We start from the raw sequence: 25,123 nt of genomic DNA on the forward strand, positions 1-25,123 counted from the left end.
ACGCACTCACCGGCACCCCATGGCTCCCACCCACAGTCGCCTGACCCCCCCGTGAATGGACACCTTCCAGGACCCCACGGCCTACGTACTCCAGCTCTACTGGTTCGACGCCACGGGGAGACAGGCACGCGGAATCAAGATGACCACGGACGGCATTGCTCCGAGTAAGACCATCACGTTCACTGTCCATGGCTCTCTCACGAACACCGAGGAATGGACATGTGACGTGAAGGTACTCGGGGCGCAATAAGTACCCGCAGACAGGCGCTCGGCTCCCTCTGGGGTCGGGCGCTTACCTGTATCCGCAAGCGGAATGACTGATGTCTGTTTGTCAGCGGTGGCTGAGATGATGGGAGGAGTTGAGGGAAGTCCGATACGAGAGACCAGGAGGAAGCATCAACCAACCAGTACGCAAGCCAGCGAGGAAGCTTAAGACGGGGGACCATCTGAAACTGTGGAATGGCAAGACGACTGAGATTCTGTCGATTGAACCAGCAATAAACCAAGTGGGGAGGAAGTGCCTGATTCTCAAGCTGTACAAGTCGCCAACGATGGTTGTGAAAACTGAACGCGTTATGGCAATGCACTACCCGGAAAACAAGTAACTCCATTGAGAAAATGCCAGCACTCCGAAACTCGGAAGTGTTGGCATTCATAGTTGGTGCTCTTGGAGACGAGTAACTACTTCAAAGGGTTGAGGCCACGGAAACTAGGTCATACGGCTATTTTCCCCTTTGAATTCGCATTCAGTAGCCCCATTAGTCATTCCATATTTAGTTGATTTGATAGAAATTGCCAGGAATAGGTGAATACCCATATAGCTCTGGTTATCCATTAAGAAATCCAGTAACCGAATGAGGTTACTGGATTCATGTATTCAGTTTTACTCGATATCCATCTATGAAATAATTCCCTAACGACTACCCCACCCCCCTTACCCCCCTCCCCGTGGACGGAGTGATCATACAGGGTGGGAGGGGTAATGTCCAGGGGTGCTCATTCAGCGCGCTATTGCTGCGCCCTCAAGTGCCGTACGGCCGTCTGCGACTCTTCCACGGGTTCCCCGTACAACTCCGCCAGTTCGGCGCGGAACTGCGCTGTACGGGCCTGTACAAGCTCCTGCTTGGCCATCTGTTCCGCACGATGTGCGGCGGCTTGTTTATCCAAGCGTGCGTGATGTTCCCCAGTTCTATTACGAGGTGCGGGTACGTTCGCACTCGTTGCACTCGGCTCACTCTTCTTAGAGGGTCCCTTCTTACTTCTAGGAGAGAATGAGTAACCAGGGGTATTAGTCTCACCAGGAGTAGGAGACGCGTTAGCGTCGACTACGTCAACCAAGGGGAGATCCTTACTGACCTCTTCTAGTTCCTTATCTAGTTCACCAGAGGGAGAATCAAGTAGACCAGGGCTTCCCTCTGGTTCCTCTCTCTTTGCAGCTTCGCTGCCCTGGTCAGTTGTTGTAGTCAGTATTCTCTCTTCAGTGTTGTATTCAGTATTGATAGGACTAAATAGAGATTCCCTCTGACTAAATACAGGTTCCGACTGACTAAATACGGATTCCATCTGACTAAATAGAGATTCCGGCATGTCGTTGAAGTCGTAGCGGTTGGATACCCTCTGGACTCCGTCATAGACCAGGTAACCCGACTCCTTGAGTGTCTTGAGAGCCTTAGTAAGCGTTGGTTGGCTTACTCCTGCTGCGGTTGCTAGTTTCCTGGTTCCCCAGAAGCTACTAGCGTTGGTGGTGCATCGGATCACTACGTAAGTGGCTAGCTCATTCAGGCTGAAACGGCCGTCTTTGAGGATGGTCTCTGGAACCTTGGTGAAGTTTCCTTTATCCACCATGTACTGATTGCGGTACGGCTGCTTGTCTACGGCCGTATTCAGACGCTTCCCGGTATTGCGCTTCCACGCATCCTCTGTCTGCGCTTTGATGCGCTTCAGATGGCTCTCTGCGGCATCGTTGGTCGGGAAGAGGTAGATACGGACTCCGTCTCTGGTTTTCTCGCTGGAGAGCCACCCTGCGGCTTCCAGAGTTCTGACCATCGTCTGTACCGGCTTTTTGCCGATACCCCATCTCTCCTGAAGCTCCTCCCATTGGTAAGCATTGTAGTCGAGCGATCCTAGATCCATGGCTAGGTCAATCCAGCGCATAAAAACACTGGGCTTCAGCTCTCCCAGGATCAACGCGTTGGGAGCCAGGGTCTGAGGAACTAGTTTGTCTGTCATTTGGTGTATCCTGTTCTAGACGGTAAATGTATCTGGACGGTCAATACCGAAGGTTTACGGCAATCTCTCGCTTGGGTTTGGGTTCGATTGCTGGTTCTGGTTCATCATTCGGCACTGAATGGCCTTTTCGTGTTCGCTCCACCTGAGACCCCGCTATTCCAATACGGAGTAGCGGGGTCTTTTGTGTTCCTACAGGTATTCTTGCCATTGATGAACTTCCAGGGCGTAGCGGGTGGTCCTATTCTTGAAGAGAACCCCACCTGGGTTTCCCCAAGAACTCGAATCCCGCTCAGGCAGCAGACCCGCATTCTTCAATTCTTCTATGATTGCTTCGTAGTCGTCTTCGAATTCTTCCAAGAATTGCTCTCGCCTCATGAGTTCACCAGTACGTTTTAGCTCGGAATAGACAGCCTGCGCAGGAAAGCTCAGGCTTTCTAGTTCTTTCATCCGTTCCTCTCATCCCCCCATGTAGTGAAGGTTTGTTTCACGTGCTCCCATGAAACCGATTGAAGACGTAACCTCGTGAATCACGCCCATACCCTTTAGCTCTTCGAGCGCGTTACGGAACTCACCAGGTGCAGCCGTAGGGAAAGCCTCTTGGAACTGTCGCTCTACCTCACTGGTCTTTGCTGGTGTTGGTCTCTCGTAGGCATCAAAGCCCTTGACGATTTCAACGATTGCAGGACCGCTCTGCGAGAGGATTGCTTCTCTGCGCTGCTGCTCCTTGTACTGCTCCACCATTCTGCGCTGCTCAGTTTCCTTGGCTTGCTTCTCCGCAGCGCGCTGCGCCTGATACTCAGGGTCTAGAATGCGCTCCCAATAGCTGCGCTCCTGGATTCCGAACTGAAATGCTTTCGTGTTCACCATAGTGTTGACTCCTCTGCGTCTTTCTTTAGTAGTACATAGCAATGCGGCTTAACCGAGCGATCCACACGCAACCATCCGTGACTCTCAAGTTGGCTAACAGCCACTCTGAGGTCACTGCGGTCTTTTCCTACTCCGATTGCTTTTGCTAGGTGTTCCTGGGTAAACCGGGTCTGTCCGTCGTGAGCCTTCAGATAGATCCAAAGGAACTGTGCTCGGGGTCCGATCGATGTTTCATTGAGCAGATAGACCGGTGTCTCTACTGTGTCTGCTGTCATGTCTTCCTTTCACTAAGCGACTGTCGCTCTCTCGGGCCATTCAGATAGCTCTCTGAGGCACTGTCTTACTCGGTCTGCGCTCATGCTTGTCTCGTGTGCCAGCACTCCCGCAGAAACGCACTCATGGCGTTCCTGATGTGCCCTGATGACGTGTAGCACCGTGAATGCGTCGGGACTGATGTCCCCAATGCTCGTGCTCATCTCCGTACCCCTATGAGATCCAGCCGGAAGCCGTAAGCTCACGAACGCAGTCACTCAGGGACGCTTCGTGTGACTGTCCAAGCTTTACGAGAGTGCGGCGCAGCGAATCATCAGTGATTGGCAACCCGACATGCCAAGCCACATACGTGAGCTTTGCCGGTAGGGATACGGACGCGCGCCAGATAGGCAGGCTCGATACTTTGTTCATTACGTTTCCTCAGGTTTGGTCGTCTGGTTCTTCTACGGCCTCACCTTCCTATAGACATTATCGCATGAATTCATTCAACCTTCGGATTAGCAGCACTGCGCCAGTGCAGCGAAAAGGGCCACAACTATCACTCTGTGTTGATAGCTGTAGCCCTTTCCGCTACATGCCGCAAACCCCCACGCTTGCGGCGTTCGGTATTCGGTTATTACGTGATCGATCTCACGTCTTATGGAATGGCTCTAGCGGCTACTCCAGTGCTAATAGCGGGTGCTGCGCGCCCCTCGATTGCTCCCTGCCCAAAGCTTGCCGTACGGCCAATACTTCCTGAGTTCAGGAACCCCTGTTGAAGGTTCCCGAGCATCTGGTCTGCCTGTCCGGCGTTCGCTGTAGCCGTTGCTGCCATTGCGTCAATCGCGTCCATGTCTGGGATGTACGGACCTGTATCCATGTTCAATCTCCTGTCTCGTGTTCTTCCTGGCCCCTTCCCCTCACCTCGAATTATCCCAGGATTGATCACAGGCATGAGAAAACCCCCAGACGCTACGTCCAGGGGTTCGCTCTGCATCCTGCGTCAGTACCGGTCTCCGAGTCGTTTAGCGGCCTTCAGGGCCCTACTGGTGGCCATGTCAGCGGCATAGCGTCGCAACATGGTGGGGTCTTTCCATCCCTGAATGGTCATGACGTCCTCTCCGCTCATTCCGGCAGTCAGCATGTCGTCTGTGGCCGTGTGCCGGAACTGATGGGGGTGGCAACCCTCGTAACCGGCTTCCTGCGCCCTGCGCTTCAGCATCCGATAGAGACCGGAGTAGGTGAGCCGAGACCTGTTCCGCGTACCAAGCCAGAGATCCTGACCCTTGCTGAGCTTGTGAGTCTCCCTGGCCCTGATGTACCGGGTCAGAGCGATGACCGTACGGGGCTGAAGGGGAATGACCCTGCCCTCTCCCGTGCTCCGCGCATCCTTCAGGGGAACAACCTGTGCCAAGCCCTGTTCAAGGTCCAGAGAATCCAGACGGAGCGTCAGCAGCTCCTCTGCCCTCAGTCCTTCCGTGAGTACGCGCACGATCGCGTGATCCCTGACCTTCTCGAACTCCCTGACTCGGGGATGTCCGTTCCCCGTCGCCTTCAACAGATCAGCGATGAAGTCCGCAGAGAGGGTCTGCGGCTTGCCTGCCTTGGGGGGTGCGTACCTCTGAAGCTTCTTGTCCCGGTACGGGTTGGGAACGTCGTACTCCTCTTCCAGCCAAGTGAAGAACGGGCGTAGGTTCCGCTGAACGGTGTTGGTCCCGCCCTGTTCGTGCTCCTGGAAGTAGGCACGGAAGAAGCGGTTCAGGGTGGCTGTGTCGACTGAGGTGAAGTCCTCTTCGAACGCCTGTGCCGTCATCCACTGGTCAAGCGCACGGACCGCCTTGCAGTACGCCGTGACGGTCTTCTCCTGGTACGGCCGACCGTGCTTGTTGTTGGTCGCTCGAAGATGCGTGGCGTAGTCCTGAGCTGTCGTCTGCCTGACCTCTGACGTGTCAGGGTCAGTGGGGATGACTCGGAGTGCTGCGCTCCGCGCGCTTCCCTGAGATGCCCTGAGAGGTGACTTCCTGGCCTGTGCCGACACGGGGTGACTCCCTGGTGTCCGGGCTAGGCAAGGTGCAGTCCGCTAGGCGCCTTACCTAACCGAGTCTGGTAGGTAAGTCACGCGGCTTTCAATGATCCAACTGACCCATAACCCCAGGTCAGAGCATCTGTGGCGCCCCCGGCAGGACTCGAACCTGCGGCCAAGCGCTTAGAAGGCGCCTGCTCTATCCACTGAGCTACGGGGGCCGGTGGTGGCTTCTGTCATGGTGCCCGGGTGTGGGCTGATCCGTGACGTTGCCGGGGACAAGGATAGAACTCCCGGATCCGTGTCCCTGTCGCTTCGCCTCCGTGGCTCGATGTGGAGGTTCGGTGAAGCGGTCCTGATAATCGCAGGCAGGTACGAATCGTGCAGCGCTTTTGGCGTCTCGCACCTCGGGTGTTGTGCACTCGTTATGCCTGGACTTTGCCCTCGCCCCACTCGTCCCTTCCATCCCTTGTGTCCTGTCGGCGCGCAGACATGCTCATATGCTTCAGATATCCCCTGAAATTGGGCATTCTTCGCATGTGGTGACCTTGGACGTACGGCCTCAGCTGCTCGACGCACTCTCTGCCCTGCGCGACCGTGTCGCCGCCGCACGCTTCCCGCTGCCCCTGGCGGGAGCCTCGCGCGCGCGTGCCAACCGCGACGAACTACTCGCTCAACTCGACGACTACCTGGTGCCCCGGCTGAGAGAGCCGGAGGCGCCGTTGCTGGCCGTGGTGGGGGGTTCCACCGGGGCCGGGAAGTCGACGCTGGTCAACTCCCTTGTGGGGCGTCGGGTCAGCGAGGCGGGGGTGCTGCGGCCGACGACGCGGACTCCGGTGCTGGTGTGCAACCCGGAGGACCATCATTGGTTCAGCGGTATGCGGGTGCTGCCCGGCCTCACGCGCGCGTGGGTACCCCAGCAGGACGCCGGCGACGAACCTCTGCTGCCGGGCGAGAACCCCGCGCGCGTGCTGCGGATCGAGACCGCCGACACCCTGCCGCGCGGGCTCGCCCTCCTCGACGCGCCCGACATCGACTCCCTGGTGGCCGACAACCGGGTCCTCGCCGCGGAGCTGATCTGCGCGGCTGACATCTGGCTCATGGTCACGACGGCGGCCCGGTACGCCGACGCCGTGCCCTGGCACCTGCTGCGCACCGCCAAGGAGTACGACGTCACCCTGGTCACCGTCCTGGACCGGGTGCCCCACCAGGTCGTGTCCGAGGTGTCCCGGCAATACGCGGCGCTGCTCACCAAGGCCGGACTCGGCGACGTACCCCGGTTCACGGTGCCCGAGCTGCCCGAGTCGGCCTGGGGCGGCGGGCTGCTGCCGGCCACCGCTGTGGCGCCGCTGCGGACCTGGCTCGTCCAGCAGGCGCAGGAGCCCGCCGCCCGACAGCACTCGATGGCTCGTACGGCGTACGGCCTCCTGGAATCGCTGCGGTCCCGGATGCCCGAGCTGGCCGGCGCCGCCGCCGCCCAGTACGCCGCCGCCCTGCGCCTCACCGCCGCCGTCGACTCGGCCTATGACAGCGAGTACGCGCGCGTGCGGGGGCGATTGCAGTCGGGCGCCGTGCTGGCAGGCGACGCCCTGAAGCGGTGGCGTGCGTTCCCGCTCGACTGCTCCGCGGGCGAACTGCTCGACGCCCTCGTGGAGAGCCTCGCCGCCCTGCTGCTCTGTGCCGTCACCGCCGCCGACGAGCGCATCGACGACGCCTGGCGGCGCGAACCCGCCTCCGCCGCCCCCGGGCTCGCCGACCGCGATGCGTCGCTGGAGAGTGCCGAGCACCGGATCGGGATGGCCGTACGACGGTGGCGGCGGGAGATCGAGGAGTACGCCGAGGAAGAGGTACGCGACCTCGACCGGAGCGTCGTGCTCGATCCCGAGGTGATCGCCGCCCTCGCCGCCACCACCCTGCTCGGTGGCCGCCGGGCGCGGTCCGGTGGTGAGGCGCTCGCCGAGCGGATCGGCGCGCACGGGGCGTTGCGGCTGCGCGACCGGGGCGGACGGCTGCTCGCCGACTATCTGGACCGGGTCATGCACACCGAACGCGAGCGCCGTCTCGCCCCGCTCGACGCACTCGACGTACACCCCGAACCTCAGGCCGAACTCATCGCCGCGCTGTCCGTACTGCAGAAGGAGAGGTGACCGGTGACCGCCATCACTGACCGGGACCACACCGAGCACACCGAGCACGCCCAGCGCCCTCAGGGCGTGGCTCCCGAGGGCGCCCGCGTCGATATCGAGTTCCCTGAAGAGCACGATTCCGAAAACGGCATCCCTGGGGAAAGGTCTGAGAGGGAGAGCACGTACGGCGACCGCGGGAAGGGTTCTGACGGGGAGAGTGCATCCGTGGGCGGCGGATTCTTTGATGCAGAAGGCGACCGCGACGAGCACACGCGCGTGGGAGACAGGGGCAGCGGATTCGGGCGTACGGAGGAGGCCGGGCGCGGCGAGGACCGGCGCGGAGACGCCGGGCGCGGGGAGGAAGGGCGCGGAGAGGACGGGGCGGCCGGGGGCACGGAGGCCGGGCGGGAAGACTCGGGTCGACTGGACTCCGGCCGTGTTGACTCCGGCCGTGCCGACTGCGGGCATGCTGAATCGGGCCGTACGGAGTCGGGCCGTACGGAGCCGGGTCGTACGGAGTCCGGCCCCGAATCCGGCCGTACGGAAGCCGGCGGTGCCGAATCCGTCAGCCCCTGGGACGACGGGCTGATTGCGCGGCGGGTCGACGAGACAGCCCCCGCGGAGCCGGTCGCGGTCGTGGAGAGCCGGCGTTCCGTACCGCAGACGGTGGCGCCGCTGGCGTACGACGGGCCGCTGCGGTCGCGGCTGGACGCGCTGCGCGAACTGGTCGGGCTGTCCCGTACGCGGCTCGACAGCAAGACGCTCGCCGAGGCGGGGCGGGTCCTCGACGAGGCGGCGGCCCGGCGCAGGCTCTCCGGGCAGCACACCGTCGTGGCGATCGCAGGCGCCACCGGCAGCGGAAAGTCGCAGCTGTTCAACGTGCTCGCCGGGGTGAACATCTCGGAGACCGGGGTGCGCCGGCCGACCACCGCCGCCCCCATCGCGTGCAGCTGGAGCGACGGCGGCTCGGCGCTCATCGACCGGCTCGGCATTCCGGGCCGGCTGCGGCGGCGCCCGGTCCAGAACTCGGACACGGAGGCCGAACTGCGCGGGCTCGTCCTGGTCGACCTGCCCGACCACGACTCGGCCGCCGTACAGCACCGCGAGCAGGTGGAGCGGGTCCTGGCGCTCGTCGACGCGGTCATCTGGGTGGTCGATCCCGAGAAGTACGCCGACGCCGTGCTGCATGAGCGCTATCTGCGGCCTATGGCGGGGCACGCGGAGATCATGTTCGTGGTCCTCAACCAGATCGACCGGCTTCCCGGCGAGGCCACCGACCAGGTCCTCGACGACCTGCGGCGGCTACTCGACGAGGACGGGATCGCTCTGGGGGAGTACGGCGAGCCGGGCGCGACCGTGCTCGCGCTGTCCGCGCTCACCGGCGACGGGGTCGGGGAACTGCGCGAGGTGCTCGGTGAGTTCGTGGCGGAACGCGGGGCCGCGGCACGCCGGATCTCGGCCGATGTGGACGCCGCGGCGTGGCAGTTGCGGCCCGTCTACGCCACGGGGCGGCGCAGCGGGCTCAGCGAGGACGCGCGGGAGGAGTTCTCCGCGCGGCTCGCGGACGCGGTGGGGGCGACCGCCGCTGGTGAGGCCGCCGAACGCGCGTGGCTGCGCAACGCGGGCCGTGCGTGCGGCACGCCCTGGCTGCGACTGTGGGGGTTGTTCAACGACCGGCGCGAACCGCCCACCGGACGGCTGTCGTCGCGTACGCATACCGATGAGGAGGCCACGGCCCGCCAGCGCGTCGAGCAGGCGGTGCGGGCGGTGTCCGACCGTGCCTCGGCGGGGTTGCCAGCGCCCTGGGCGCTGGCGGTGCGGGAGGCGGCCGTACGTGGGGCGCAAGGGCTGCCCGAGGCGCTGGACGAGCTGGCCGCGCGGGCCGGGCTGCCTCCGGGGCGCCCGCCGCGACCGGGCTGGTGGCCGGTGGCCGTGCTGGCGCAGGCCGCCATGACGATCCTTCAGGTCGTCGGCGGAATCTGGCTGGCGGGGCAGATCTTTCAGCTCATGGCGCCGAACCTGGGTGTGCCGGTGCTGCTGATGGTCGCCGGCATCGTCGGTGGCCCGCTCGTCGAATGGAGTTGCAAGTTCGCGGCGCGCGGACCGGCACGGCGGTACGGGCTGGAGGCGGAGCGGCGATTGCGGGAGGCCGCCGCCGGATGCGGGCGGGCGCGTGTGCTGGATCCGGTGGCGGCGGAGTTGCTGCGGTACCGGGAGGTGCGGGAGCAGTATGGGCGGGTGCTGGGGGCGGAGGCCGTGGTGAGGTGAGGTGAGGGGTGCTGAGGGGGCGAGTGCTGAGGGGGGCGAGTGCTGAAGGTTCGGGTGCTGAAGTACGGGTGGTGAAGTGCGCGTGCTGAGGTTCGGGCGCTCGTTCGGGTGACGGAGTTTTCCACAGGTGGGCAGTGGTCCACAGCGCTCAGCGGGCTCGGCCCGGCGGAGGCAGTCTGGTGCTGCGGCGATCGCGGCGGACGCGGTGGTCGCCAAGGCGGCGGCGTACCTGGTGTGCCGGGTCGTCGCGGCAGACGCAGCCGTACGGGACGGGCCCGTCGGTGTATCCGCCCGGGGTGAACCGCTCGGGGCGAGGGAGGGGTTGTGATGAACGAGACGATGGTCTGCGCGGTGGGAAACGTGGCGACGCAGCCGGTGTACCGGGATCTGGCGTCGGGCGGTTCGGCGAGGTTCCGGCTGGCGGTGACCGCGCGGTACCTGGACCGCGAGAAGAACACCTGGACCGACGGGCACACCAACTTCTTCACGGTATGGGCCAATCGGCAGCTCGCCACGAATGTGGCCTCGTCGCTGTCGGTGGGCGACCCGGTCATCGTGCAGGGCAGGCTGAAGGTGCGTTCGGACGAGCGCGAGGGGCAGAGCTGGACGTCGGCCGATCTCGACGCGGTGGCGATCGGGCACGACCTCTCGCGGGGCACATCGGTCTTCCGGCGCCCGAACAAGCCGGATTCGCAGGCGACCGGTCCCACGCCCGCGCAATCGGGGCCCAGTTGGGAGACCCCGCCGCGTAGCCCGGTCGGCATGGAGGCCCAACGGGAGCCGGAACCCGTGGCGGTGACGTGATGTCACCTTCGTCCGGAGTCGACTGAACTACGGCTTATCGACGAATGCGCACCGCGTCACTGCGGTGGATTTGTCGATAAGCCCTGTTCTCAAACGGCCCTGGCGATAACGATTCCGAGTCGGATCAGCCGTCCGCCGGTATCCCCGGGAGGCGTGGTGCGCCACGTCCTTAGGATGCGGAACATAACTCTCGGGGTTTCTGATTCAGCTGGTGGGACCGCGCCCCCGCATCAACGGGTCCTGCTCGAAGGGGAATTCTGTGTTTTCTTCGTTCTCTGCGCCGTCCGCGCGCGAGCGAGGGGCAGTCCGCCTCGCCGTGGCGACGTTGATGTCCGGGCTCGTGGCCGTCACCGGTGTGATGGCCGGCGCCGGTACGGCCGTCGCGGACGGGACGGCGCAGAACCAGGGCGGGGCGACCGCCACCATAGGTGGCCTGAAGGCATACGGCGCGGCTGTGATCCACGACGAGGCCGGGGACCAGGAGCTGTCGGCAGGCCTGTTCGAGATGTCCGTCGAGGGCGGCGGCACCCTGCAGACGTACTGCGTCGACATTCGCAACCCCACGCAGAAGGGCGCCAAGTACCACGAGACGCCCTGGAGCGGCACATCCCTGGGCGCCAACAAGGACGCGGGCAGGATCCGCTGGATCCTGCGGAACTCCTACCCGCAGGTGAACGACCTCGCGGCGCTCGCCGCCAAGGCCGGCGTCAAGGGCGGCCTCACCGAGCAGGACGCGGCGGCCGGCACCCAGGTGGCCATCTGGCGCTACTCGGACGACGTGGACGTCGACGCCGTCGACCCGCAGGCCGAGAAGCTCGCGGACTACCTTGAGCGGAACGCCCGTGACGTGGCGGAGCCGAAGGCGTCGCTGACCCTGGACCCGCCCGCGGTCGCCGGCCGCTCCGGCGAGCGGCTCGGTCCGGTGACGGTGCACACCAACGCGGACTCCGTGACGGTGGCACCGCCTGCCGACTCCGCCACGAGCGGGGTGACGATCGTCGACGGAGACGGCAAGGCCATCACCTCCGCGGCCGACGGCAGCCAGGTGTTCTTCGAGGTCCCCGAGGACGCCGCGGCCGGGTCGGCCGAGCTGACCGTGCACGCCTCGACCACCGTGCCGGTGGGCCGCGCCTTCGCCTCCGAGAGCCGCAGCCAGACGCAGATCCTGGCCGGCTCCAGCGAGTCCACGGTCTCGGCCACGGCCAGCGCGACCTGGGCCGAGCGGGGCGCGATACCCGCACTGTCCGCGGTGAAGAACTGCGCCGCGGGCGGCGTGGACCTCACCACGACCAACAAGGGCGACGAGGAGTTCACCTTCGAACTGCTGGCGGTCGAGCACACCATCGCCGCCGACGAGTCCCGGACGGTGACGATCCCCCTGCAGGAAGACCAGGCGTACGACTTCACCATTGAGGCGCCGGGCGGCTTCCAGAGACGGTTCGCCGGCGTCCTCGACTGCCAGACGAAGGGCGCCGACAGCGGCGACTCGACCCAGCTCCTCGCCGAGCCGAGCCCCGCCACGGTGGGTGGCACCACCACCGAAACCAACCTCGCCGAAACCGGCAGCTCCGGCGCGACTCCCATGATCGGCGGCACCGCCATCGCCCTCGTCGTGATCGGCGGCGGCGTCCTGGTCCTCGTACGCAACAAGCAGACGCCCACCAAGAGCTGAACGGCAAGGATCCTTGTCAACTAAACAGCGAGTGATGGGCCGATGACTCCCTGCTCGGGGCGGCTCCGGCTGCCCTGAGCCTGGTGGGGGGATGGTCACCAGGCGGTTTTCTCCGGGGGGTGGCCATACGGCAAGATGGGGTGTATCTGCCCACTGCCAGATTCAAGCTGCCGGACGGTTTCTCTTGGCTGAGTTCATTTACACCATGCGCAAGGCGCGCAAGGCGCACGGCGACAAGGTGATCCTCGATGACGTCACCCTGAACTTCCTCCCCGGGGCGAAGATCGGCGTCGTCGGCCCGAACGGTGCCGGTAAGTCGACCGTTCTGAAGATCATGGCGGGGCTTGAGCAGCCGTCGAACGGTGACGCGTTCCTGTCGCCCGGGTACAGCGTCGGCATCCTGATGCAGGAGCCGAAGCTGAACGAGGAGAAGACGGTCCTGGAGAACGTCCAGGAGGGTGTCGCCGAGGTCAAGGGCAAGCTCGACCGGTTCAACGAGATCGCCGAGCTGATGGCGACCGATTACTCCGACGCGCTGCTCGACGAGATGGGCAAGCTGCAGGAGGAGCTCGACCACGCCAACGCGTGGGACCTCGACGCGCAGCTGGAGCAGGCCATGGACGCGCTCGGGTGCCCGCCCGGCGACTGGCCCGTCGTCAACCTCTCCGGTGGTGAGAAGCGCCGCGTCGCGCTCTGCAAGCTGCTCCTGGAGGCGCCCGACCTGCTGCTGCTGGACGAGCCCACCAACCATCTCGACGCCGAGTCCGTGAACTGGCTGGAGCAGCACCTCGCCAAGTACGCGGGCACCGTCGTGGCCATCACCCACGACCGGTACTTCCTCGACAACGTCGCCGAGTGGATCCTCGAACTCGACCGCGGGCGTGCCTACCCGTACGAGGGCAACTACTCCACGTACCTGGAGACCAAGCAGACCCGTCTCAAGGTCGAGGGGCAGAAGGACGCCAAGCGCGCCAAGCGGCTCAAGGAAGAGCTCGAATGGGTGCGGTCCAACGCCAAGGGGCGTCAGGCCAAGTCCAAGGCGCGTCTCGCCCGGTACGAGGAGATGGCCGCCGAGGCCGAGAAGATGCGGAAGCTGGACTTCGAGGAGATCCAGATTCCGCCGGGCCCGCGTCTGGGCAGCATCGTCGTCGAGGTCAACAACCTCAGCAAGGCGTTCGGGGACAAGGTCCTCATCGACGACCTCTCCTTCACGCTGCCGCGCAACGGCATCGTCGGGGTCATCGGCCCGAACGGCGCCGGCAAGACCACGCTCTTCAAGATGATCCAGGGCCTGGAGGCGGCCGACTCGGGCACGATCAAGGTCGGCGACACCGTCAAGATCTCGTACGTCGACCAGAGCCGCGAGAACATCGACCCGAAGAAGACGCTGTGGGCCGTCGTGAGCGACGAGCTGGACTACATCAATGTGGGCCAGGTCGAGATGCCCTCGCGCGCGTACGTCTCCGCCTTCGGCTTCAAGGGCCCCGACCAGCAGAAGCCGGCCGGAGTCCTCTCCGGCGGTGAGCGCAACCGGCTGAACCTCGCCCTCACCCTCAAGCAGGGCGGCAACCTGCTGCTCCTCGACGAGCCGACCAACGACCTCGACGTCGAGACCCTCAGCAGCCTGGAGAACGCGCTGCTGGAGTTCCCCGGCTGCGCCGTCGTCGTCTCCCACGACCGTTGGTTCCTGGACCGGGTCGCCACGCACATCCTCGCCTACGAGGGTGACTCCAAGTGGTTCTGGTTCGAGGGCAACTTCGAGTCGTACGAGAAGAACAAGATCGAGCGGCTCGGGCCGGACGCCGCCCGTCCGCACCGCGCCACCTACAAGAAGCTGACCCGGGGCTGATCTTGCGGCACATCTACCGCTGCCCACTGCGCTGGGCGGACATGGACGCGTACGGCCACGTCAACAACGTGGTCTTCCTCCGCTACCTGGAGGAGGCCCGTATCGACTTCCTGTTCCGCCCGGAGAAGGACTTCAAGCAGGGGTCGGTGGTAGCGCGCCACGAGATCGACTACAAGCGGCAGCTCGTCCACCGGCACACGCCCGTGGACATCGAGCTGTGGATCACGCAGATAAGGGCGGCCTCCTTCACCATCGCCTACGAGGTCAAGGACCCGGACCAGGTCTATGTCCGGGCCTCGACGGTGATAGTGCCGTTCGACTTCGAGGCACAGCGTCCGCGTCGGCTCACGGCGGAGGAACGGGAGTTCCTCGCGGAGTACAGGGATACGGACGAGGAGGAGGCCGTCGCCGCATGACGGTGCTCCACCTCGCCGACGAGGGGGAGGCGGCGGACCTCGCGGCCTTCCTCTCCCGGCTGCTCCACTACGACCGTTCAGCCGCGGTGCGCCTGCAGGCGGCCGGGACCGCGCTCGCCGTCTTCGGCCGGCCGCCGTCCTTCGAGGTGCTGGCGATCCGTGCGGTGCGGCTCGCCAAGCCGTACGAGAACGGCCTCGACGTCATGCTGGACGTGACCGTCTCCGCGGGTGAGCTGCTGGAGGCCCTGGACGAGTCGGCGGCCACGGCTGCCGTCCCGGCCGAGGTCACCGGGCCCCCGTGGGCCGGGGTGCTGCCGCCGCGCGGCGGGTGGCGGCCCGAGCCCGGGCTGCCGGCACCGGACGCCCTGCGGGCCATGGTCCGGGCGGGGGTCGCTGAATTCCGGTCCCGTACGCAGGAGTTGACGCAGGAGGAGCGTACGCGGGCCGAACTCGACCGGATCGGGCGGGAGATCTGGTCCCGGTCGGTCGGGGACACGCATCTGCCCGTGCGGGCCGTGCACGCGGCCCAGTCACTGGGCTTTCTTCGCCTACGACAGGACCCGCACGCGCCCGACGAGGCGCAGCTCGCGCTGTTCTCGTCGGGGGCCTGGCTCAGGCTGCGTACGCCGTACGGGTCGATCGCCGTACGCAGGGCGGGTCTTGGGGCGCTGGACGTCAGCGTGTCCCGCTAGAGATCGGTCACGACGGAAGCCGGGGCAGGCCAGAGACGGGGGCGTGCCGGAGGCCGGGGCAGGCCGGAGGCCGGTCAGCCCGGGGTGTTCACCATCGAGGCCGCCGCGTAGGTCAGGTAGTTCCACAGCGTGCGCTCGTGTTCCTCGGAGAGGCCGAGGTCGTCGACGGCGTCGCGCATGTGCTTCAGCCAGGCGTCGTGCGCCGCGCGGTCGACGGTGAAGGGGACGTGGCGCATGCGCAGACGCGGGTGGCCGCGGTTGTCGCTGTATGTCGTCGGACCGCCCCAGTACTGGATCAGGAACAGGGTGAGGCGCTCCTCGGCCGGGCCCAGGTCCTCCTCGGGATACATCGGCCGCAGGATCGGGTCCTCGGCGACTCCCTCGTAGAAACGGTGGACGAGCCGACGGAAGGTCTCCTCCCCACCGACCTGCTCATAGAAGGTCTGCTCCTGAAGCGTGCCGCGCCGAATCTCTTTCACATCACCCATGGTCTCAGACGGGGAGGACCAGGACTCAAGGCTTAGGACCACCCTCCCGGCTGATGGACCTCCGTGCTGACTGGTCCATTCCGGTGCGGCCGGTATGGGCGCTCGCCTCTCGGGCCGTCCCGCAGCAAAGTGGACGTATGGCCGCACACGCTCTCGACAACGGACTCGACGACCTCGCCGCGTCGGCGCGGGCGGCGTTGGTGCGCGAGATCGAGCTGAGCGGGGCCTGGGCAGGGGATCCGGTGTGGCGGGAGGCGTTCGAGGCGGTGCCCCGCCACCTTTTCCTGCCGTACTACTACGTCGGCGTCGTCGGCGGCTATGAACGCCGGTGGGGCGAGAGCACCGATCCGGGTGCCCGCGAGCGCTGGATGCGCGGGGCGTACGCCGATGCCCCGCTGGCCACCCGGCTGCGCGATGGCGAGCTGGTCTCCTCCAGCAGCCAGCCCTCGCTCATGGCGATCATGCTGGTGGAGCTACGGGTGGAGGACGCCAACCGGGTCCTGGAGATCGGCGCGGGCACCGGATACAACGCCGCCCTGCTGGCACACCGGCTCGGCGACGACAACCTCGTCACCACCGTCGATCTGGAACCGGAGATCACCGAGTCGGCCCGCCGGCACCTGGCCGCCGCCGGCTACCACCCGACCGTCGTCACCGGCGACGGAGCGCGCGGGGTGCCGGAACGCGGCCCCTTCGACCGGATCATCGCGACCTGCAGACTGACCTCGATCCCGTGCGCCTGGCTCGCCCAGTGCAATCCCGGGGCCCGCATCCTGACACCGCTGGCCACCGGCCTGATCGCGCTGGAGGTGCAGGACGCCGAGCACGCCGAGGGGCGGTTCCTGCACACACCCGCCTACTTCGTGCCGCTGCGCGGCTCTGCCCGGCCCGACTCGGAACCGGCACACCTCGGCGGCGTACCGCGCCGGGCCCGGGAGCACGAGCTGTTCGGCTTCCTGCTGGCCCTGAGCCGGGGCGGCCTGGAACCGCAGGAGGCGTACGCGCTGTGGGAGCGCGAGGGGCAGCCGCAGCGCGAGCGCTACGGCGTGACGGTCAGCGGCGAGCGCGAGTGGGCGTGGCTGGACGATCCGGAGGGGCCGTATGCCTGGCCCCTCCCGAACGACCGGCCGCACCTGCTGACCGAGTGAGCAGAGCCACCGAGTGAGCAGAAGTGACTAGCCCCGGCGGATCGTGATCGTCGTCCACGCGCCCACGTGTACCCGGTCCCCGTCCTGCAGCGGCACCGGCACGAACGGCTGGATGGGCTCCTCGGCGCCGTTCACCGTCGTACCGTTCGTCGAGTTCTGGTCGACGATCGCCCAGCTGCCGTCCGGCTGCTGGACCAGCACCGCGTGCTGGTGCGAGACGCCCGGGTCCTCCGGCGGTACCGAGAGGTCGATGTCGGGGGTGTCACCGGTGGAGTGGCGGCGGCGGCCGATGGTGATCTGGTTGCCGGCGAGCGTGCGCTGCTGCTCGGGCGAGTAGGCGGGCAGGTTGAGGCCCGCCGCCTCGGGGCCGGAGCGCTGCATCATCGCCATGAAGTACTCACGGTCCGGACCGATCGTCGCCATCCAGGTCGCCGGCTGCTGCGGGTAGGCCGGGCCGGGCGGTGGCGAGGGCGGGGCCTGGGTCGCGCCGGGCTGAGGGTAGCCGTAGCCGCCCTGACCGGGACCGGGGCCGCCGGGGCCGGGGCCGCCAGGGCCGCCGGGTGCGGTCGAGCCGGGCGGGGAGATCAGCCAGTCGTCGTTACCTCCGCCGAAGGGCTGACCGCCGGGCTGCTGCGGCCTGTTCGTCTCCTGCGGGAACGCGGGCGGGGCCGGCGGTCCGGACTGCTGGAACGCCTGTGCGGGATGCCCGGGCCCACCACCGGGCCCACCCCCGGGACCGCTACCTGGCCCACCCAGACCACCTGGCCCGCCAGGACCACCCGGCGCACCGGGACCGTTGGGACCCCCGGGGCCCATGGGACCACCGGGACTGCCTGGGCCGCCGGGAGTCGGCGCGTGCGGCGGCGGAACCGGCCGCGACGGATCGCCACCGAAGCCGGGCCGACCACCGGGTCCAGGCGGGCCACCGGGGCCGGGCGGGCCACCAGGACCAGGCCGACCACCAGGACCACCAGGACCGCCAGGACCGCCAGGCGGGCCGGGGGGACCGGGCGGGCCGGACGGCGCCGATGGGTCCGTGCCGAACGGCGGGATCGGCTCGGCAGGCCGGTTCATCTGAGACGGACGCGAGCTCTGGTAGTCGTACGACTCTCCGCCGCCGTAGGACGGACCGGGCGGCTGCTGCTGGAAGCGCACGGCCGGGCCGGGCGCCGGCGGGCGCGGGGCGGCGGGGGTGTACGAGGTCGCCGTGTTCGTCAGGAAGTTCCACCGGCACTCCTCGCAGAACGGCGCCCCGCCCTCACGCGGCGTGCGGCACTGCGGGCAGAGCTCCGGCTGGGGGTCCGGTACGGCGGACAGGTGTGGACGCCCCCCGGGCTGAGCGCCGGGATGAGCACCAGGATGAGCACCAGGATGAGCGCCGGGGTGGGGCCCGGGCTGGCCGACGGGCGGCGGGGCCTGGGCCGGGCCGGGCGGCGGGTAGCCGTACCCGGCGGCCGGGGGTGGTGGCGGAGGGGGCGGGGGTACGGCACCGGCCATGCGGTGACCGCAGACCTCACACCAGTCGTCGGAACCCGACTGGTGTCCGTTGGGGCAGGTCGGCATGTCGGCGCTTCCCCCTCTCCTTTCCGACCGCGATGGCCGGATTTCTCCAACCCCAAGGGGGTCAGGCTCGCGTCTGTCTCAGGTCACTTCTTTACACGAACAGTCTTTGTGGACCGGGTCTCAAGAGTCATCTCATCGGCCTCCGCGACCTTCGCCTTCAGTCGCACAGTACCTGTCGCGGCGTCGACCACGTCCACCACCTTCGCAAGGAGTTTCGCGGTATCGGCATTTCCGGAGTCGCTGGCGAGCTGAACGGCGCGGCCCAGTTTGGCCGTTGCTCCATCGATATCGCCCGCTTTGCGTAGATCGAGCCCTTGCTGAATGGCTTGTGCCAGTTCGGCCTGGCCGGTGTAGTGCGCGACTTGGGGGTTGATCGACGTCGAGGCGACCATGTCATCGGTCCACACGGCCCGTACGAGGCCCTGTGCCTTCAGGTTCTGGGCGGTTCCGTCGGGCTGCGGGATCACCAGGGAGACCCGGGCGGCGAGCATCTCCTGGCCGAGGTTGGCGGCCGGAACCTCGACGCAGACGTGGTAGTCACGGGACTCGTCTCCCCACGAGCCGGTGGGGTAGTCCCCGGCGCGCGGGCCGGACTCGGTGCGGCGCTCGGTCAACTCCTCGACACGCGGCGCGACTTGCTTGACGAATTTCACCGTGGTGCCCACCGGGGTCCACAGCCGTAGGGCGACGTCCGCGACCTCCTTGCCCATGGCCGACTCCATCATCTGCGTGAAGTCGGCGGCGAGACCGGCCGGGTCGGCGACGATGTCGGCGCTGCCGAGCAGGGCGGAGGCGATCCCTGTGACTTCTTTCACTTCCCAGTCGGTGCCCACGCCACGGGCGTCGCAGGTGAAGCCTCCGGCGCAGGAGTCGAGTGCCGACTTCAGGGCCTGGGACGACTCGTGCTCATTGCGGCCGTCGGTGAGCAGGATGCCGTGCCGGATGGCGACGTCCGCCGAGGACAGCAGGCCGTCGGCGAGGCGCAGCCAGGTCCCGATGGCCGTACCGCCACCCGCGCTGAGCTTGCGCAGCGCCTGCTTGGCCTGGTCGCGGGTGGTGGCGTCGGCGATCGCCAGGCGCCCGCCGCCCGGGTAGACCTCCTTGGCGACGTGGGTGCCGCCGACCACCGCGAAGTGCACACCGTCGCGCAGGGTGTCGATCGCGGCGGCCGTGGCGTCCCGGGCGTTGCGCATCTTGGTCGGCGGGTAGTCCATCGAGCCGGAGCAGTCGACCATGATCGCCACCGCCGCGTCCGGGCCCTGCCCCGGCGAGTAGAGGTGGGGTGCGGCGACCGCGCTTCCGACAGTGCCCCCGCCGGTCGCGGTCACCGTGACGATCGCGTTGACCTCGCGACCGCCCTCCGGCAGGTACTCGTTCTGATAGACGTCCACCGAGAACTGCGGCACGTTCGACTTCGAGAAATTGGCCATGCTTTCTCAGATCCCCCTCGCAAGCCCCCGCGGGCGCGGGGTGACGACTGTGTCCGGACCGGTCCCCTCCAGCCCGTTTCGCGCTGTGGCCTCAGGCCGATCCTGCCCCCTGCGGCGGGGCGGGGAACGGCACGACGGCCACTGTTACGTTGTCGTGGCCCCCACCGTCGAGGGCGTGACCGACCAGGACCTGGGCGCTGTGCAGGGGGCGCACGGCGGCGTCGAGGGGGACGACCTCGGCCATCTCCTCGGCCGCCTCGGCGTAGTTCCACAGTCCGTCGGTGCACACCACCACTACACCCGCACGGTCCGGCTTGAAGGAAGCGGTGTGCGGCTCCAGTTCGTAGGCGTCGGCGCCGAGCCAGCCGGTGATCGCGTGGGCGCGCTCGTCGGCGTACGCCTCGGCCTCGCTCATCAGGCCCGCGGACACCATCTGCGCGGCCCAGGAGTCGTCCTCGGTGAGCCGGGCGGGGTGCGAACTGCGGTCCACCGGCACCCAGTAGGCACGGCTGTCGCCGACCCAGCCGACGACCAGCAGCCCGGCGGTCACGACCGCGCCGACCAGAGTGCAGGCGGGAGCGTTCTGGTGCGGGGCGTGTTCGCGGGCCGTGGCGGGTTCGCCGGCCAGGGAGTTGACGGCGCGTGAGGCGGAGACGATCGCCTCGTGCATCGCCTGCTGCGGGTGCGTGCCGCGCTCCAGAGCGCCCAGCAGCGACTCGCTCGCGGCCCGGGAGGCGGCGAGGGAGGCGGCGTCCGGACGGGTCGCGGAGGAGACGCCGTCACAGACGATCGCCACCGTCGCGGGGGCGCCGTCGGGCAGCGCGGTGCAGCCGATGGCGAACGCGTCCTCGTTGCGGTGGTGGCGCAGACCGCGGTCGCTGACGGCGGCGGCCGGGCCCGCCTCCTGCTCCATGTGGTCGCGTTCGCGGGGCTGGGCGTGCCCGCAGTTCTCGCAGTAGCCGTCGTTGTCGACGCGGCCCGAACGACAGGCGACGCACACGGTGGTGCCCTCCGGAGGGGACGCGAGGTCGGCGATGCGCGGGTCGGGCGCCTGGAGCGGGTACTCGTCGGGCTCCGGCCGGCGGTCGAAGCGGACACCGGAGGCGGGGGAGACGGGGGAATCCATCGGTGCCTGCGGAGGGATCGCGTGGCCGCCCGAGTCCATGCCCTGGAGGTCGGTCGGCAGATGCGTGGCGGCGGGCCGGCCGGGGGCGACGGGCCAGTCCACACCGGCGGCACCGGCCGGCGGGGGCGGGGCCGCGCCGTTCATGATGATCGTCGGTTCGTCCTCCGGTCGTGCGGGGACGGCGGACAGGTCGTATCCGCACGCACCGCAGAAACGGTCACCCGACTCAAGGGGTTCCTCGCAGCTCGGGCACCGGGACAGGGCGGTCTGCTGGGGCATCTGCGACATCAACTACACCCACGTCCGGGGGCGGTAACGATTGGCACGTTCCACCAGGTCGATCCTCTCTTCGCCGCCCCGCGCGAGCCTGGCCAGCGTGCGGTACGAACGCTCCAGGCCGAAACGCAGTCCCTGCTCGTCCAGGCCGTTGCCGAGCAGTACCCGTCCCCCGGCGGCGGGGGGCACGGAATCCTGGCCACCGGAGAGTATCCAGTCCAGCGCGCTGCCGAGAACTTCCGCCGACAACTGCTCGCGTCGCGCGGGGTCCAGACCGTACATGTCCAGGCTCTCGACCTGCCCGGCGGCCGCGGTCAGGTCCTCCAGGAAGGGTACGTCGGTGGCGGCGGCCGTGCGCTGACGCAGTCGCGCCCGTACGGCGGCCACGCGCGCGGCCGTGTAGTGGATGGACGACTCGGGAACCGACTCCAGTGTCCGTACGGCACTTCCGCGATCGCCCGTCGCGAGCCGGACGCGGGCCAGGCCGAACGCCGCTGACACAAAGCTCGGGTCGGTCGACCACACCAGGCGGTAGTACTCGGCGGCGTTGTCGAGCTGGTTCAGCACCTCGGCGCAGAGGCCGAGCGCCAGCTTGGGCGCGGGCTCGCCGGGGAAGGCGTCGTAGATCGCGTCGAAGGAGAGCGCGGCGCCTTCGTGATCGCCGGTCACCAGCGCGGCCACGCCCCGGTACCAGACGACCCGCCAGTCGTCCGGATGGCCGGCCTCCAACTGCCCCAGGGTCCCCAGCGCGGTGTCGGAGTCGCCGGTCTCCAGCCAGGCCCTGATCTGCCGGAGCCGCGTCTCGGTCGACGCGGTCGGCGCCGCCGCGAGCGCACTGGTCAACTCGCCCGGCGCGGAGGCGATCAGACCCGCCAGGAACCCGGCGTTCGGGTCGCTCGGGTCGACGTGCGGCACGGGCAGGGCGAGCGCGGCTGCGGGGGCGTTGATGTGTTTGACGAGGCCCTGGGAGCCCTGTCCGTTGACGGTACCGCCCACCGGCAGCTCGGCGGCACCGGTACCGGGAACTCGTCGCCGGGGGGCCACCACCCGCGCCCCCAGTCGCGACACATCCCCCTCCAGCTTGGGGAACAACTCGGTGTCCGTCACCTTCACTTCGGGTCCGAACAGCGTCGACAGCGACGGCCGGGCGAAGCCCGTCTGCAGGGAGACGACCTCGCGCAGGACGCCCGTGAGCTGCTCGGCCATCTCCTGTGCGGAGGCGAAGCGGCGGGCCGGATCCGGGTCGGTGGCGCGGACCAGGAGCCGGTAGAAGGACTCGTACTGCCGGAAGACCTCGATGTTGTCCGGGTCGGGCAGGGAGTCCACGAACACGTTCGTATAGCCCTGGAAGTCGAAGGTGAGGACGGCGAGGGTGCGTGCGACGGTGTAGAGGTCGGATGCGATCGAGGGGCCGACGTCCGCGACCTCCGGCGCCTGATAGCCCACCGTGCCGTAGATGGCCGACTCCTCGTCGTCCATCCTGCGGACCGCACCCATGTCGATCAGCTTGAGCTGGTCCTCGGTCTGGATGGCGTTGTCGACCTTGAAGTCGCAGTAGAGGAGATTGCGGCTGTGCAGATGGCCCAGGGCCTCCAGCGCCTCGATGCCGTACGCGCACGCCTGCTCCACCGGCAGCGGATCCCGCTTGCCCGCCGGTGTACGGCGCTCGTTGGCGATCTCCTTCAGCGACTTGCCTCCGACGTACTCCATCACGATGTACCCGTCCAGCGAGCCCGTCCGCTGGTCGAGGTGCTCCACGAAGTTGTAGATCCGCACGATGTTGGCGTGCTCGATCTCCGCGAGGAAGCGCCGCTCGGAGATCGCGGCGGCCATCGCGTCCTGGTCGCCGGTGTCGAGCAGGCCCTTCAGCACGACCCACCGGTCCGACACCGCGCGGTCCACCGCGAGGTAGATCCAGCCCAGGCCGCCGTGCGCCAGGCAGCCCACGACCTCGTACTGGCCGTGGACGACGTCGCCGGCCTTCAGCTTCGGGATGAACGAATACGGGTGACCGCACTTGGTGCAGAAGCCCTCCGTACGGCCCGGACGCTCGCCGCGCGCCCGGCCGACCGGTGCCCCGCAGTCGGAGCGGGAGCAGAACCGCTTGCGCGCCGGGACCTCCGCCTTCTCCAGGACCATCTCGCGCGGTTCCGGCCGCGGCACGTCCGGCACCTGGACGAGCCCGGCGCCGAGCCGGCCGCGGGTGCCGGTACCGGTGTTGGCGCCGGAGCTGCGCACCGACACCGAGCGGCCCGTGGAACGGCCCGACAGGGAGCGCGAGAGGCGTCCCGACACCGAGCGCCGCGACTTCGACGACTGCGATGTCGTACGAGAGCTGCCGCGGGAGCTGGAGCGTGAGCTTCCGGTGCCGGACGAGCCCTTGCCGCCGCGGCTGATGCCGGTGGGCGGTGAGCCGACCATGCCTCCCCCGGAGGGGGGACTCCCACCCGAGACGACCGGGGCGAGACCGCAGGTGTCGCAGTACAGTTCGCCGCCGCCCATGTCCTCGTAAGCGCCCTCGCAACCCGGGCGCTGGCACTTCTGCCCTGCCTGACTCATGACGAGTGCTCCCCCCTCCGATCCTCCGGCCCGCCCTGCCCCGGGACGCGCGGGCCGCCCAGCAGTTCGGCCGCCAACTGCTGGTAGCGCCATACGGCCTGTTCGGCGACGCGCAGGTCGCAGGGCGCGCTCCACAGCATCCGCCGCGCCGCGTCGTACCGCTCGATCAGGAACGGGTCCTCCGCCAAGCCGTGCCGGGCGACCTTCGCCTTGTAAGCGTCGAGGCGGCCGCGCAGCTCGGCGCGGACCGCCAGCGGCTGGGTGACCGCGGTCAACGACTCGCGCGCGCGCAGCAGTTCGTCCTCCGCCTTCTGCTCCAGGGACTCCAGAAGCGGGGACAGCCGGTGCCACTGGGCGTGTCTGCGGTACTCGGCGGCCGTGGCCAGCTGCTCCTGCAGCACGGTCGGCGGGCCGCTGACGACCGGCACCTCCGTGGCCGCGATCTTCGCCAGGACCTCGCCGCGCGCGGTGCGGGCCTCGGCGAGCGTACGGTCCGCGCGGGAGAGCACGTCGCGCAGTTTGACCAGGCGCTGCTCAGCATCCTGACGGACCGTCAGTACGGCGTCGATCTCACGGCGTACGTCCTCCAGGGCGCGCGCCTCACGGTCGTAGACCGTGGTGTCCGGACGGCCGCCGCCGGGGGCCGAACTCCCGGGTGTGGGCGTCCAGAAGGCCAGCGGGTCGGAGACGACCTGCTCGCGCAGGCCGGCCAGCGTACGGGTGATGCGCTCCAGGTCGTCGCCGGCCGGGTGCTCGCCGGGGCGCACGCCGACGGAGTGCGCGAGCTTGCGGGTGCGCTGGAGCTCCGCGGCGAGTAAATCGATCCGGGCGGGCAGCGCCGACCAGACCGCGTCGGCGGCGACGACCATGTCCAGCGAGGTCGCGTACAGCTCGTTCATCCGGTCGACGAGCGTGGTCAGCGTGAACTGCTCGCTGAGCTTGCCCGAGCCGCCGTGCAGTGTCGGCGTGCCGGCCGTGGCGCCGGCGGAACCCGCGACCGTGACGGCCCCGCCGCGCAGCAGCTCGGTCAGCTCCGCCAGGTCCTCACGGCTGGACCAGCGGCGCCGGGCGCGGATCTCGCGGGCGGCGCGCAACGCGTCCGTGTACGCGTCGAAGTACGCCCACAGCAGGGTGATCGACGCCTCGGCCGCCGTCCAGCGCTCCTCGGTGACGCCGGTGAGCTCGGCGCCTTCGAGGAGTCTGCGGCCCGCGTGGTCCTGCAGGGCGAGGAGCGAGGTCTCGATCGCCTCGTGTTCCGCGCCGAGCCGCGCCAGCGCACGGTCCACCTCGTCCCGGTCCATCACCGGCCCGGGGGGTCCCGTGACGCCCATCGAT

Annotated in this window: 18 protein-coding genes and 1 tRNA gene; 8 read left to right on the forward strand and 11 right to left on the reverse strand. The window is 67.7% G+C overall.

Annotated elements, in window-relative coordinates:
- Positions 1–1,008: 1,008 nt before the first annotated feature.
- The 5 genes from GFH49_RS17995 to GFH49_RS18015 all read right to left on the reverse strand — a co-directional run bounded on the left by GFH49_RS17995 (position 1,009) and on the right by GFH49_RS18015 (position 5,592).
- Entirely contained in the window at positions 1,009–2,229 is a 1,221-nt protein-coding gene (locus GFH49_RS17995; protein WP_155056958.1) for a helix-turn-helix domain-containing protein, read from the reverse strand.
- Between the two features lie 189 nt (positions 2,230–2,418).
- On the reverse strand, positions 2,419–2,676 hold the full coding sequence (locus GFH49_RS18000; RefSeq protein WP_155056960.1) for a hypothetical protein: 258 nt from the start codon (positions 2,674–2,676) through the stop codon (positions 2,419–2,421).
- 9 nt (positions 2,677–2,685) lie between these two features.
- Positions 2,686–3,096 carry a hypothetical protein gene (locus GFH49_RS18005; protein WP_155056962.1) on the reverse strand — a complete coding sequence of 137 codons (411 nt, stop codon included), beginning with the start codon at positions 3,094–3,096 and terminating at the stop codon, positions 2,686–2,688.
- A gap of 1,255 nt (positions 3,097–4,351) precedes the next feature.
- Positions 4,352–5,386: a tyrosine-type recombinase/integrase gene (locus GFH49_RS18010; protein WP_155056964.1), complete on the reverse strand. Its 1,035-nt coding sequence runs from the start codon at positions 5,384–5,386 to the stop codon at positions 4,352–4,354.
- A gap of 130 nt (positions 5,387–5,516) precedes the next feature.
- Positions 5,517–5,592: transfer RNA gene (locus tag GFH49_RS18015), tRNA-Arg, on the reverse strand.
- A 318-nt stretch (positions 5,593–5,910) separates the two neighbouring features.
- Here GFH49_RS18015 and GFH49_RS18020 point away from each other — a divergent pair.
- The 7 genes from GFH49_RS18020 (at position 5,911) to GFH49_RS18050 (ending at position 15,198) form a co-directional block, all read left to right on the forward strand.
- Positions 5,911–7,518 carry a dynamin family protein gene (locus GFH49_RS18020; protein ID WP_155056966.1) on the forward strand — a complete coding sequence of 536 codons (1,608 nt, stop codon included), beginning with the start codon at positions 5,911–5,913 and terminating at the stop codon, positions 7,516–7,518.
- Positions 7,519–7,521: 3 nt separating this feature from the next.
- Complete coding sequence (locus GFH49_RS18025) at positions 7,522–9,765, forward strand: YfjP family GTPase (protein WP_155056967.1); 2,244 nt, start codon at positions 7,522–7,524, stop codon at positions 9,763–9,765.
- A 327-nt stretch (positions 9,766–10,092) separates the two neighbouring features.
- Positions 10,093–10,569 carry a single-stranded DNA-binding protein gene (locus GFH49_RS18030; RefSeq protein WP_155056969.1) on the forward strand — a complete coding sequence of 159 codons (477 nt, stop codon included), beginning with the start codon at positions 10,093–10,095 and terminating at the stop codon, positions 10,567–10,569.
- A gap of 259 nt (positions 10,570–10,828) precedes the next feature.
- A complete protein-coding gene (locus tag GFH49_RS18035; RefSeq protein ID WP_196218036.1) occupies positions 10,829–12,241 on the forward strand; it encodes a Cys-Gln thioester bond-forming surface protein in 1,413 nt (470 codons plus the stop codon).
- Positions 12,242–12,425: 184 nt separating this feature from the next.
- Positions 12,426–14,090, forward strand: coding sequence for an energy-dependent translational throttle protein EttA (ettA, locus tag GFH49_RS18040; protein ID WP_155056973.1), 1,665 nt, complete (start codon positions 12,426–12,428; stop codon positions 14,088–14,090).
- A 2-nt stretch (positions 14,091–14,092) separates the two neighbouring features.
- On the forward strand, positions 14,093–14,506 hold the full coding sequence (locus GFH49_RS18045) for an acyl-CoA thioesterase (protein ID WP_155056975.1): 414 nt from the start codon (positions 14,093–14,095) through the stop codon (positions 14,504–14,506).
- On the forward strand, positions 14,503–15,198 hold the full coding sequence (locus GFH49_RS18050) for a DUF8185 domain-containing protein (RefSeq protein ID WP_155056977.1): 696 nt from the start codon (positions 14,503–14,505) through the stop codon (positions 15,196–15,198). Before GFH49_RS18045 ends, GFH49_RS18050 begins: the two co-directional genes overlap by 4 nt.
- Positions 15,199–15,272: 74 nt before the next feature.
- On the opposite strand, the gene GFH49_RS18055 is transcribed toward GFH49_RS18050, so the two are convergent.
- Positions 15,273–15,686 (reverse strand): globin, encoded by a 414-nt coding sequence (locus GFH49_RS18055; protein WP_155056979.1) that lies wholly within the window; start codon positions 15,684–15,686, stop codon positions 15,273–15,275.
- Between the two features lie 137 nt (positions 15,687–15,823).
- Here GFH49_RS18055 and GFH49_RS18060 point away from each other — a divergent pair, with 137 nt between their 5' ends.
- Complete coding sequence (locus GFH49_RS18060) at positions 15,824–16,834, forward strand: methyltransferase domain-containing protein (protein ID WP_155056980.1); 1,011 nt, start codon at positions 15,824–15,826, stop codon at positions 16,832–16,834.
- 27 nt (positions 16,835–16,861) lie between these two features.
- Here the strand turns inward: GFH49_RS18060 and GFH49_RS18065 are convergent, their stop codons facing one another.
- The 5 genes from GFH49_RS18065 to GFH49_RS18085 form a co-directional block, all read right to left on the reverse strand.
- Positions 16,862–18,397 (reverse strand): FHA domain-containing protein, encoded by a 1,536-nt coding sequence (locus GFH49_RS18065; protein ID WP_155056982.1) that lies wholly within the window; start codon positions 18,395–18,397, stop codon positions 16,862–16,864.
- Between the two features lie 83 nt (positions 18,398–18,480).
- Positions 18,481–19,827, reverse strand: a complete 1,347-nt coding sequence (locus GFH49_RS18070; protein ID WP_155056984.1) for a vWA domain-containing protein — start codon at positions 19,825–19,827, stop codon at positions 18,481–18,483.
- A 91-nt stretch (positions 19,828–19,918) separates the two neighbouring features.
- A complete protein-coding gene (locus GFH49_RS18075) occupies positions 19,919–21,244 on the reverse strand; it encodes a PP2C family protein-serine/threonine phosphatase (RefSeq protein WP_196218037.1) in 1,326 nt (441 codons plus the stop codon).
- Complete coding sequence (locus GFH49_RS18080; protein WP_155056988.1) at positions 21,245–23,788, reverse strand: serine/threonine-protein kinase; 2,544 nt, start codon at positions 23,786–23,788, stop codon at positions 21,245–21,247. It lies immediately after the preceding gene.
- Positions 23,785–25,119, reverse strand: a complete 1,335-nt coding sequence (locus GFH49_RS18085; RefSeq protein WP_155056990.1) for a coiled-coil domain-containing protein — start codon at positions 25,117–25,119, stop codon at positions 23,785–23,787. The genes GFH49_RS18080 and GFH49_RS18085 overlap by 4 nt, the downstream gene beginning before the upstream one ends.
- Positions 25,120–25,123 lie beyond the last annotated feature (4 nt).

The sequence above is a fragment of the Streptomyces blattellae genome (assembly GCF_009709555.1).
GTDB classification, from domain to species: domain Bacteria; phylum Actinomycetota; class Actinomycetes; order Streptomycetales; family Streptomycetaceae; genus Streptomyces; species Streptomyces blattellae.

What these genes read in the sequence shown, in the direction of transcription:
- GFH49_RS18080 (WP_155056988.1), bottom strand. Translation starts at nt 23,788, where the DNA reads ATGAGTCAGGCAGGGCAGAAGTGCCAGCGCCCGGGTTGCGAGGGCGCT.
- GFH49_RS18005 (WP_155056962.1), bottom strand. Translation starts at nt 3,096, where the DNA reads ATGGTGAACACGAAAGCATTTCAGTTCGGAATCCAGGAGCGCAGCTAT.
- GFH49_RS18030 (WP_155056969.1), top strand. Translation starts at nt 10,093, where the DNA reads ATGAACGAGACGATGGTCTGCGCGGTGGGAAACGTGGCGACGCAGCCG.
- GFH49_RS18070 (WP_155056984.1), bottom strand. Translation starts at nt 19,827, where the DNA reads ATGGCCAATTTCTCGAAGTCGAACGTGCCGCAGTTCTCGGTGGACGTC.
- GFH49_RS18050 (WP_155056977.1), top strand. Translation starts at nt 14,503, where the DNA reads ATGACGGTGCTCCACCTCGCCGACGAGGGGGAGGCGGCGGACCTCGCG.
- GFH49_RS18065 (WP_155056982.1), bottom strand. Translation starts at nt 18,397, where the DNA reads ATGCCGACCTGCCCCAACGGACACCAGTCGGGTTCCGACGACTGGTGT.
- GFH49_RS18055 (WP_155056979.1), bottom strand. Translation starts at nt 15,686, where the DNA reads ATGGGTGATGTGAAAGAGATTCGGCGCGGCACGCTTCAGGAGCAGACC.
- GFH49_RS18085 (WP_155056990.1), bottom strand. Translation starts at nt 25,119, where the DNA reads ATGGGCGTCACGGGACCCCCCGGGCCGGTGATGGACCGGGACGAGGTG.
- GFH49_RS18060 (WP_155056980.1), top strand. Translation starts at nt 15,824, where the DNA reads ATGGCCGCACACGCTCTCGACAACGGACTCGACGACCTCGCCGCGTCG.
- GFH49_RS18000 (WP_155056960.1), bottom strand. Translation starts at nt 2,676, where the DNA reads ATGAAAGAACTAGAAAGCCTGAGCTTTCCTGCGCAGGCTGTCTATTCC.
- GFH49_RS17995 (WP_155056958.1), bottom strand. Translation starts at nt 2,229, where the DNA reads ATGACAGACAAACTAGTTCCTCAGACCCTGGCTCCCAACGCGTTGATC.